The organism is Halomonas sp. BC04, assembly GCF_000568385.1.
Window position 1 is genome coordinate 1 of record NZ_AZQX01000091.1, and the last position, 10,110, is coordinate 10,110.

A 10,110-nucleotide genomic window follows, 5' to 3' on the forward strand; every position below is an offset into this window, starting at 1 on the left:
TTCATGACAAGGAGTGCCACCGTGCGCGTGATTCGCAAGTATGCCAACCGTAGGCTCTATGATACCCAACAGAGCCGCTATGTGACGCTCGAGGACCTGCGTCGCCTGATCCTCGACGAAGAGCCGTTCCGGGTCGAGGACGCCAAGAGCGGTGAGGACCTGACCCGCACCATCCTGCTGTCGATCATCATCGAGCAGGAGCAGGCGGATGGTGACTCTGAAGTTTTCTCCAACGACCTGCTGGCCCAGTTCATCCGCGTCTACGACATGGCGCAGCCACTCCCCCTGGCTCGCTACCTGGAGCAGGGCACGCAGCTGATGCTCGAGCAGCAGAAACGCATGAAGGACCAGTGGCAACAGGCCATGCGCCATTCGCCCATGGAGCTGATGCGCGAGATGGCAGAAGAGAACATGCGCTTCTGGCAGAAGACCATCGGCCAGGGTCAGGCCAATGATCAGGCCAATGATGATGGCAAGCCCGATGAGCAGGACGACGATCCCAAGAAGTCCTGAGTGGGGCGCGTCGACGGTGGCTTTCTGACATAATGCCGCGATGTTTCCACACCCGTTTTTTTCGAGGCCCTGGCTTCAGTCCGGCCAGGTCTCGTCAAAGCCCGGTTTCACCCAGTCAGAGATAGGTAGTCTAGCGGATGAAGGTTCTGATCATCGGCGGCGGTGGCCGCGAACATGCCTTGGCCTGGAAGGTCGCCCGATCGCCTCGTGTCGAACGCGTATTCGTGGCGCCCGGTAATGCCGGCACTGCCCGTGAGGCGGGCGTGGTCAATGTCGCCATCGATGGGGCTGACCTGGATGGGCTGGTCGCGTTTGCCGAAGAGGAAGCCATCGGCCTGACCATTGTCGGCCCGGAGGCACCGCTGGTCGCGGGCGTCGTCGATCGCTTTCGCGGGGCGGGGCTGGCTATTTTCGGTCCTACCGCCGGAGCGGCCCAGCTGGAGGGGTCGAAGTCCTTCACCAAGGACTTTCTGGCACGTCACGCCATTCCTACCGCCGCCTATCGGACCTTCACCGAGGTCGAGCCTGCCCTTGGCTATCTGGCCGAGCAGGGCGCGCCCATCGTGATCAAGGCAGATGGCCTGGCGGCGGGCAAGGGTGTCATCGTCGCCATGACCCTGGGGGAAGCGGAAACGGCCGTTCGAGACATGCTGGAGGCCAACGCCTTCGGCGACGCCGGGGCCCGGGTGGTGATCGAGGAGTTCCTCGAGGGGGAGGAGGCAAGTTTCATCGTCATGGTCGATGGCAAGAACGTACTACCCATGGCCACCAGCCAGGACCACAAGCGGGCGCTGGATGGCGACGAAGGGCCCAATACCGGTGGCATGGGTGCCTACTCGCCGGCGCCGGTGGTGACCGAGGCGGTATATGAGCGGATCATGCAAGAGGTGATCATGCCGACGGTGCACGGTATGGCGGCGGAGGGGCATCCCTACAGCGGTTTTCTCTATGCGGGGCTGATGATCGATGCCGAAGGCAACCCCAGAGTCATCGAATACAACTGTCGCTTTGGCGACCCGGAAACCCAGCCGATCATGCTGCGCCTGCAGTCCGACCTGGCCGAGCTCTGCCTGGCCGGGGCGAGCGGGGAGTTGGCGGGGCAGACCTGCGACTGGGACAGCCGTGCCGCTGTAGGGGTGGTGCTGGCTGCCGGTGGCTACCCGGACGACTACCGCAAGGGCGATGTCATCGAGGGGCTCGACGCGGCGGAAGGCACCGGCTGCAAGGTGTTCCATGCCGGCACCGCCGACAACGACCAGGGGCAGGTGGTCACCGCCGGTGGGCGTGTACTCTGTGTCACGGCCCTGGGCGAGGGCGTGTCCCGGGCGCGAGACCTGGCCTATGAGGGCGTTGACGCCATTCGCTGGCCCGATATCCACTATCGCCGCGATATTGCACACCGGGCGATTGCCCGTGAGCAGCAGGCAGGATGATCGCCGCGAGTCTGTACTGACCGACAACAACAAGCAGGAGTGAGGATGGACCGCATCAAGCTGGAATTTCCCGAAGCGGCTATCGTGCACCGTCAGCCATTGTCGGTGCGCATTACCGACATGAACTATGGCCGTCATCTTGGCCATGACACCCTGATATCGCTGCTCCACGAAGCGCGAATTCAGGCGTTCGGCGCACTCGGGCTCACTGAATGGGACATGGGCGGATATCCCAGCGTGGTGGCCGACCTGGCCGTGCAATATCAGTCCGAAGCGCGCTGGCCCGACGCCTGGTGGTGGAGACTGCCATCCGGCGCCGACCGGCAAGGCAATCGTCGTCTATCATCGCATTTGCCATGCCGAAGGCGGACGGCCGGTGGCTACCGCTCGCCTCAACCTTGTGCTGGTCGACCCTGCCCTGGGGCGTAGCGTCGCGATACCCGATGCCGTCAACCAGGCCATCACCGGGGCGGAGAGCGCCTGATGTCGCGCGAGTATCCGATCATAGCCGTGACCGGCTCCTCAGGGGCCGGCACGACGACGGTAAAGCGAACCTTCGAGCGGATGTTCGCCAGGGAGGACGTGCATGCGGCCATCGTCGATGGCGATGCCTTTCACCGCTACACCCGGGACGAGCTGGCGCGTATCTTCCGGGAAGAGCCCGAACGCAAGGACGAGCTGTCCCACTTTGCCGTGGAAGCCAACCTGCTGGACCGGCTCGAGACGCTCTTCCTGGAGTATGGCGAGCATGGTACCGGGACCTTTCGTCACTACATCCATGCCGAAGACAAGCAGATGATCGAGGCCGGCTATCGGGTCGGCACCTTCACCGAGTGGCAGCCGCTGCCCTGTGGTACCGACCTGCTCTTCTACGAAGGACTGCATGGTGGCCTGGTGACCGCCGAGCATGATATTGCCCGGCACGTGGACCTGCTGGTGGGTGTGGCGCCGACCATGAACCTGGAGTGGATCCAGAAGATCGATCGCGACATCAAGATGCGCGGCTACTCCCAGGAGGCGGTGATCGATACCATCCTGGGCCGCATGGGCGACTACGTGCGCTACATCCAGCCGCAGTTCTCCCGTACCCATATCAACTTCCAGCGCGTGCCCACGGTGGATACCTCCAACCCCTTCGAGGTGCAGGATATCCCCAACGACGCGGAGTCCTTTGTGGTGATCCGTTTCCGCGACCCCTCCACCGTGGACTTCCCGTGGCTGCTGGCAATGATCCAGGACGCCTTCATGAGTCGTCCGCACACCCTGGTCGTACCCGGCGCCAGGATGTCGCTGGCCATCGAACTGATACTGGCGCCTCTGGTGCGCCACCTGCTTGCCCAGCGGCGCTTTCGATGAGCCGCGTGGCTCTCCCCTTCACGACGACAGGAGCATGACATCGATGGACTGCTTATTTTGCAAGATCATCCAGCGCGAGATTCCCGCCGATATCGTCTTCGAGGACGAGCATGTCCTGGCGTTCAACGACATCAACCCCCAGGCGCCCACCCACATCCTGATCATTCCCAAGCAGCATATCGCCACCTTGAACGATATCGAGGAGACCGACCTGGCCTGATCGGCCGGCTGCAGTACACCGCGGCACGGCTGGCGAAGGAGCGTGGCTTCGCCGAGGATGGGTATCGTGTGGTAATGAACTGCAATGACCAGGGCGGGCAAACGGTCTATCATATTCATATGCACCTGATGGGCGGTCGACGCTTTACTTGGCCGGCTGGCTAGCCGGCGCCCTGCGATGACAATCGCGCGCGTCGAGGCGTGCGACGCATCAGGTGCATACCCGCAAACGCCACCCGCCAGGGTGGCGTTTGCGGTGGTCGACAGTCGGCACTTCCGGGCGATGACGGCTCGGTTGGGCCAGTGGTTTGATTCGTCTGTGCTGAAACGAGGGTGCCATGAGCCGCAAGCTGACCCATGCCGATACGCTGATCCACCAGTTCGATACCGTACTGCGCACCCTGGTGCCCCACGCCGCACGCGCGTCGCGTCCCTCCCCGGTCACCGCGGATATCGACGATGACCCCATGACGCTGGATGAGCGTCGCCATGCGGCGGGGCTGATGCGTGTCAATCATACCGGCGAGGTGTGTGCCCAGGCGCTCTACCAGGGACAGGGGTGCACCGCCAAGCTGCCCGAGGTGCGTGAGCAGATGGAGCATTCGGCCCAGGAGGAGATCGATCACCTGGCCTGGTGCGACGAGCGCTTGCAGGAGCTGGGCGGCCGCACCAGCCTGCTCAACCCGCTGTTCTATGCCGCTTCCTTCGGGCTGGGCGCCGTGGCGGGCGCGGTGGGCGATCGCGTCAGCCTCGGCTTCGTGGCGGCGACCGAGGAGCAGGTGGGCAAGCATCTGAACGAGCACCTGCAGACCCTGCCGCCGGGCGATCACCGCTCCCGGGCCGTGCTGCGCCAGATGGCCATCGACGAGGCGCACCATGCCCAACTGGCACTGGAAGCCGGTGGTGCCCGCTTCCCTGCGCCGGTGAAGTTCGGCATGTCGCTGATGTCGAAGGTGATGACCAAGAGCGTCTATCGGATCTGAGCGCCTGCCCGGCAACTGGCCGTGACGCTCCTGGCCATGGAGAGAATGGCGTCTTCAGCCATCCACAATGGTATAGGAGTGGGTGATATCGACGCCGCCCTTGGCCAGCATGATCGAAGCGCTGCAGTACTTCTCGGCGGAGAGCTCCACGGCACGCTTGACCTGGCTCTCCTTGAGGTCATGGCCCGCCACGGTGAAGTGGATGTGAATCCTGGTGAAGACCGCCGGCACGGCGTCGGCGCGCTCGGCCTCGACCTGGGCCACGCAGTCGGTGACGGCGGCGCGGGACTTGTCGAGGATCTCCAGCACGTCGAAGGAGGCGCAGGCCCCCATGCCCATCAGCAGCATCTCCATGGGGCGAGGCCCGGTGTTGCGGCCTCCATGGTCGGGGGGGCCATCAATGACCACGCTGTGGCCGCTGCCGGATTCGGTCACGAACTGGCGACCGTCTGTCCATTTCACGCTGGCTTTCATGGCAAGGGTTCCTGTCGAGAAGTGGGATGACGATGGGAGCAGCATATCATTCGGTGGGGTGCGGCTCAGCCCTGCAGGCAGCGCAGCTGATGATCCAGACGGGCGAGTCGCTCCGGGGTGCCCACATCGATCCAGGCGCCGCGATGATGGCTGCCGCCGATGCGGCCGGCGGCCATTGCCTGGCGCAGCAGCGGGGCCAGGGCGAAGGCGCCGGGCTCATTGTCGACCACCAGGGCCGGGTCGATCAGGCTGATGCCGGCGAAGGTCAGCCGGGGTTCACCCTGGTCGTGGACGCGCCCTTCGGGAGTCAGGTGGAAATCGCCTCGCGGATGATGCTCCGGGTTGTCGACCAGCACCAGGTGGGCGAGGTCGCCACCCAGGGCGGGCAGGCCGGCCGGGTCCAGGTCGCACCAGATGTCGCCGTTGACCAGCAGGAAGGGCGACTCGCCCAGCAGCGGCAGCGCCCGGTGAATGCCGCCGCCGGTCTCCAGCGGGGTCTCCTCCCGGCTCCAGGCGATGGCGACATCGAAGGCCGAGCCATCACCCAGGGCCTCGATGATCTGCTCGGCCCGGTAGCTGACATTGATCACCACCTCGCGGATGCCGGCCGCTGCCAGGCGCTCCAGGTGATGGACGATGAGCGGCTTGCCGGCCACCGGTAGCAGTGGCTTGGGGCAGTGGTCCGTGAGCGGCCGCATGCGCGTGCCGAGCCCGGCGGCAGGATCATCGCTTTCATGACCGGGCTCCGGGATCGATGCCCGAGGCCATGAGTCGCGCTTCCAGCAGGGGGCGGAAGGTGGTCGTGAGCCAGTCGCGAAACGCCTCGTGATCGGGCAGTCCTGCCAGGCTCTCCTCAAGGTGACCAAGGAAGTGGGGCAGGCGCTGCAGGTAACCCTCACGCCCGTCGCGCAGTGTCAGGCGGCAGAAGATACCCAACACCTTGAGCGCCCGCTGGGCCGCCATGGCCTGCGCCTGGTGCAGGAATGTCTCGGTCGTGGTGGCGCTGGAAAGGCGCCCGTCGGCGATCGCCTGCAGGCGGAAGGCCTCGATCCAGGCGGCGAATCGCTCCGGCGGGAAACGGCAGTACCGGCCGCGCAGCAGCGAGATCGGGTCATAGCTGATGGGGCCGGCCACTGCGTCCTGGAAGTCGATCAGATAGAGGCCTTCCCGGTGGACCATCAGGTTCATGGCGTCGAAATCCCGGTGAACCGTGACCACCGGCTGGGCCAGGGCGGAATCGATCAGCGCCTCGCACAGCGTGTTCCAGCCGGGTGGTAGTTCCGTCATGCCGAGCCACTCTCCCAGGCACCACTCGGGGAAGAGTGCCAGCTCCCGCCCCAGCAGGGCGGCATCGTAGGCCGGCAGGTCGTGGGGGCCTGCCCGGTTCTGGAGTTCATGGACCAGCGCGAGGGCGCGGTCGTGCCAGGCCAGGGTGTCGGGCTCGGCGTCGCCATGGAAGCGTACCTGAAGCGGCTCGTCGCCCAGGTCATCGAGTTCGATGAAGCCCTCTTCCAGGTCGAGGGCATGCAGGCCAGGCACCGGCAGGCCGGCGGCTTGCCAGCGCCGGGCGATGTCGGCGAAGGGACGGCTGTCCTCCTGCGGGGTGGGGGCATCCATCAGCATCCGCGTGGTACCGTCGGGCAGGCGTAGGCGGAAGTAGCGTCGAAAACTGGCGTCGCCTGCGGCCAGCTGCAAGTCGCAGGCATCGATGGGAAGGTGGTGGTTCTCTGCCGCCCAGCGGCGCAGGGCGTCGAATCGCTTCGCGGTGTCGGCCTGGGGCATGCGGGCTCCTCGCTGATGTCGGGCGGTGCCGGTTGACGCCCGTCGGGCACCGCCGCATGCTCGCTCAATCACATACGACAGGCTGGATACGGTCTGTATAATACCGATTCTCTCCGGCAAGGACATCGTGGATCATGGGCAAGGGACAAGCAGGGGCAGCGCTCGCTGGCCTGATCACATACGGCCTGACCTATGGCGCTCTGTCGGCGGTGGCGCTGGAGCCCTTGCCGGCCGCTCAGCTCGATTGGCACGCCTGGGGCGACGATCGCCCGGTAGGGGCGCTGTGCCGTGGGACCTATGTGATGCCCGAGTATCGCTTGCCGGCGGCAGATGACCCGCAGCAGGTGCGTACCGAATCCGATAGCGCCTACTATGGCGAGGAGGGCGAGACGATCCTGGGCGGTGAAGTCATCCTTCGGCGAGGCGATAGCCAGCTGGAGTCCCCCCAGGTCAGTGTTCCCGCTTCGCGGGAGCTGGCGTTTGCCGAGGGGCCGCTGGCGTTACGCGACCGGAACCTGCTGGTGCGGGGCGAGGCGGCGGAGGTCTCGCTGGTCAGCGATGCAGCCCATATCGATTCGGCCCACTACGTCATCCACGACCAGCGCCTGCGCGGCAATGCGCTGCAGCTCGCGCGCCAGGAAGATGGCCGCTATCGCCTGACCACGGCAAACTTCACTACCTGCGACCCGGGCGACGAGATGTGGCGCCTGGTGACCGGCGATCTGGTGCTCGACCGCGAGACGGGCTTCGGCACCGCCCGCCACGCCCGACTGGAGATGGGGCAGGTGCCGGTCTTCTACTGGCCCTGGGTACGCTTTCCCATCGATGATCGTCGCCATACCGGCTTCCTCTGGCCGGAGATCGGCGTTTCGGGCGGTGCCCTGGACTATGCCCAGCCGTTCTACTGGAATATCGCGCCCAATCACGACGCCACTCTGACCCCGCGCCTGATCACCGACCGCGGATTGCTGCTGGGGGGCGAGTACCGTTATCTGTTCCCGTCGGATGTCGGCCAGGTCGAAGGTGCCTTTCTGTCCAGCGACGGTGGCGGCTCCAGCGACGACCCCAACGCCGCCTCGCGCCGCTTCGAGGGCGAGGATCGCTGGTATATCGACTATCGGCATTCCGGATACTTCGACCAGCGCAACCGCTATGACCTGCGCTACGGTGGCGCCAGCGACGGCCGTTACTTCGACGACTATGGCAGCATCTTCGGCGATGACCCCTCCAACATGCACCGCCTGGCCCGTTTGCAGCATCTTGGCGACGTCTGGCAATTCGATGCCCGGGCCGAAGGGTTTCAGCGGCTGGACGATCCGCTGCGGGAGCGTGACAAGCCGTTCTATCGGCTTCCCAGCCTGACGGCGAACGCTCGCTTCACCCAGGAGGGGGGCTTCTATCAGCAGTGGCGCTCAAACCTCACCTACTTCTGGCGTGACGTGAACGAAGTGGCCATTCCGCGGGAGCGTGAGGCGGCGGTGGGCAGCCGGCTTCACCTCTCCCCGGCGACGGGCTGGCGCTTCGATGAGAGCTGGGGCTATCTCGAGCCCAGGGTCGAGTGGCTCTATACCGCCTATGCCCTCGACTATGGGCAGCGCGATACCGACCGGGATACCTCGCTGCAGCGGGCCGTGCCTGTGTCGTCGATCGAGGGCGGGCTGGTCTTCGAGCGGGAACTGGAACTCGGCGGTCGCGACTATCGCCATACCCTGGAGCCCAGGCTCAACTATGCCTACGTACCGGCCAGGGACCAGCGCGAGTTCCCCGACTTCGATACCAGCGAGCGCGCATTCTCCTGGAACCAGCTCTGGTCGCCCCATCGTTTCTCCGGCTCCGACCGGGTCGGTGACCTCAATCGACTGTCGGTGGGCTTCGAGTCACGCCTGCTGGAAGACGCTGGTGGCCGCGAGCGCCTTTCGTTTGGTGTGGGCCAGGCGTTCTACTTCGATGATCGCAACATCGACCTGGATGGCGACCCCGGCACGCTGCCACCCGAGTCGGACTTCGAACGCTTCTACAACGCCACGCGGGATCGTTCCTCGCTGATCTCTCGGCTCGATTGGCAGATCGACGATCATTGGCGCAGCCGCCTGGAGTGGATCTACGACGACCGGCAGCAGCGTACCGAGCGGAGCTCGGCCTATCTGCAGTATCGAGCCGATGCCGGGCACGTATTGAACCTTGGCTATCGCTGGGAACTCCAAGGCTTCGACCTTCGGTGGAGCCCGACGATGACGAGTTCCGTGACTTCGACCGTGAGGAGTTCGACCTATCGTTTGCCTGGAAGACATCACCGCGGGTGGACCTGATCGGTCGCGCGTTGTACGACTACACCAATGACCGCTTTCTGGACCAGTTGGCGGGTGTGCAGTGGAACGACTGCTGCTATGGTCTGCAGCTGGTCTGGCGCCGCTGGATCGATGACAGTGGCACCGCACGGATCGATAATGATGTCACCGAGCATGGGATATTCCTGCGCTTCGTGCTGAAGGGGCTGGGTGGTGTCGGCGGCGACGCCGGCGACTATTTCGAACAGGCCGTGCCGGGTTATCGTGCCACCGCGTTTTGAGGTGGCCCAAGCAGGTTTTCTATCAGAGACACCATGAGAGGAAAGAACGTTATGCGCATCCCGCGAATCGCCACCCTGGGCGCGACCCTGGCGCTGGCCCTGTGCCTCGGCGCCGTGTCGCTTACCGCCCAGGCCCAGAGTTTTCAGCCGGTGGAGCGCCAGTCGCTGGACCGCATCGTGGCAGTGGTCAATCAGCACGCCATCATGGAGAGCGAACTGACCGATCGGGTGGAGCTGGTTCGCAGCCAGGTATCAGGCCAGGGACAGGGATTGCCCCCTGAATCGATGCTGCGTGAGCAGGTGCTCGAGAACATCATCATCGAGGAGATCCAGCTGCAGAAGGCGAGGAGCGCCGGGCTCAGTGTCGACGACACCGAACTCAACCGACAGATGCGGGCCATTGCCGAAAGCAACGGCATTACGCTCGAGCAGTTCGCCGATGCCCTGGAGGCCGACGGCCTGACCATGGCCGCCGTGCGTGAGGAGATCCGCCGTGAGATGCTGATGCGCGAACTCCACCAGCGCCAGGTAGGCTCAAGGGTCAGCGTCAGCGAGCGTGAAGTGGAACGCTTCATCGAGCAGCGGGGCGGTGGTGTGAGCCGTGACCAGGCGCGCCAGATGGTCTTCCAGCAGAAGGCCGAAGAGGCCCTGGATGCCTGGATCCAGGAGATTCGCGCCGAGGCATTCGTCGACAATCGCCTGTCCAACTCCCGCTGATGGCAGCGGCGGACCAGGCGCCTGTGCTGGCTTTGACCACCGGGGAGCCTTCCGGTATCGGGCC

At 64.9% G+C, this 10,110-nt stretch carries 8 protein-coding genes and 3 pseudogenes; 8 read left to right on the plus strand and 3 right to left on the minus strand.

Translation table 11 applies throughout. The features are described from left to right. Positions 1 to 21 precede the first annotated feature (21 nt). From phaR to coq7, 6 genes and pseudogenes are all read left to right on the plus strand, one after another. On the plus strand, positions 22 to 513 hold the full coding sequence (gene phaR / locus Q427_RS06830) for a polyhydroxyalkanoate synthesis repressor PhaR (protein WP_043512282.1): 492 nt from the start codon (positions 22 to 24) through the stop codon (positions 511 to 513). A 137-nt stretch (positions 514 to 650) separates the two neighbouring features. After that, a complete protein-coding gene (purD, locus tag Q427_RS06835; protein ID WP_043512271.1) occupies positions 651 to 1,946 on the plus strand; it encodes a phosphoribosylamine--glycine ligase in 1,296 nt (431 codons plus the stop codon). A gap of 45 nt (positions 1,947 to 1,991) precedes the next feature. Continuing rightward, entirely contained in the window at positions 1,992 to 2,375 is a 384-nt protein-coding gene (locus Q427_RS29835) for an acyl-CoA thioesterase (RefSeq protein WP_231613494.1), read from the plus strand. Between the two features lie 54 nt (positions 2,376 to 2,429). Beyond that, positions 2,430 to 3,302 carry a phosphoribulokinase gene (locus Q427_RS06840; RefSeq protein ID WP_043512273.1) on the plus strand — a complete coding sequence of 291 codons (873 nt, stop codon included), beginning with the start codon at positions 2,430 to 2,432 and terminating at the stop codon, positions 3,300 to 3,302. A gap of 43 nt (positions 3,303 to 3,345) precedes the next feature. Continuing rightward, positions 3,346 to 3,686, plus strand: a pseudogene (locus tag Q427_RS06845) (histidine triad nucleotide-binding protein). A gap of 173 nt (positions 3,687 to 3,859) precedes the next feature. Next, positions 3,860 to 4,504, plus strand: coding sequence for a 2-polyprenyl-3-methyl-6-methoxy-1,4-benzoquinone monooxygenase (gene coq7 / locus Q427_RS06850; RefSeq protein WP_043512274.1), 645 nt, complete (start codon positions 3,860 to 3,862; stop codon positions 4,502 to 4,504). Positions 4,505 to 4,558: 54 nt separating this feature from the next. Here the strand turns inward: coq7 and Q427_RS06855 are convergent, their stop codons facing one another. The 3 genes and pseudogenes from Q427_RS06855 to Q427_RS06865 form a co-directional block, all read right to left on the minus strand. Then, positions 4,559 to 4,978 (minus strand): OsmC family protein, encoded by a 420-nt coding sequence (locus Q427_RS06855; RefSeq protein WP_043512275.1) that lies wholly within the window; start codon positions 4,976 to 4,978, stop codon positions 4,559 to 4,561. 65 nt (positions 4,979 to 5,043) lie between these two features. Then, positions 5,044 to 5,714: pseudogene (gene murU, locus Q427_RS06860) on the minus strand (N-acetylmuramate alpha-1-phosphate uridylyltransferase MurU). Next, positions 5,711 to 6,760, minus strand: a complete 1,050-nt coding sequence (locus Q427_RS06865; RefSeq protein WP_043512277.1) for an aminoglycoside phosphotransferase family protein — start codon at positions 6,758 to 6,760, stop codon at positions 5,711 to 5,713. The pseudogene murU and the gene Q427_RS06865 overlap by 4 nt, the downstream one beginning before the upstream one ends. A gap of 134 nt (positions 6,761 to 6,894) precedes the next feature. Between Q427_RS06865 and Q427_RS06870 the strand changes: the two are divergent. Further along, positions 6,895 to 9,329: pseudogene (locus Q427_RS06870) on the plus strand (LPS-assembly protein LptD). A 51-nt stretch (positions 9,330 to 9,380) separates the two neighbouring features. After that, positions 9,381 to 10,046: a SurA N-terminal domain-containing protein gene (locus Q427_RS06875; protein WP_043512280.1), complete on the plus strand. Its 666-nt coding sequence runs from the start codon at positions 9,381 to 9,383 to the stop codon at positions 10,044 to 10,046. Positions 10,047 to 10,110: the final 64 nt, after the last annotated feature.

Excerpts from the sequence above, each read along its gene's own strand:
- Q427_RS06855 (WP_043512275.1), bottom strand. The coding sequence starts at position 4,978 with ATGAAAGCCAGCGTGAAATGGACAGACGGTCGCCAGTTCGTGACCGAA.
- purD (WP_043512271.1), top strand. The coding sequence starts at position 651 with ATGAAGGTTCTGATCATCGGCGGCGGTGGCCGCGAACATGCCTTGGCC.
- Q427_RS06875 (WP_043512280.1), top strand. The coding sequence starts at position 9,381 with ATGCGCATCCCGCGAATCGCCACCCTGGGCGCGACCCTGGCGCTGGCC.
- coq7 (WP_043512274.1), top strand. The coding sequence starts at position 3,860 with ATGAGCCGCAAGCTGACCCATGCCGATACGCTGATCCACCAGTTCGAT.
- Q427_RS06865 (WP_043512277.1), bottom strand. The coding sequence starts at position 6,760 with ATGCCCCAGGCCGACACCGCGAAGCGATTCGACGCCCTGCGCCGCTGG.
- Q427_RS06840 (WP_043512273.1), top strand. The coding sequence starts at position 2,430 with ATGTCGCGCGAGTATCCGATCATAGCCGTGACCGGCTCCTCAGGGGCC.
- Q427_RS29835 (WP_231613494.1), top strand. The coding sequence starts at position 1,992 with ATGGACCGCATCAAGCTGGAATTTCCCGAAGCGGCTATCGTGCACCGT.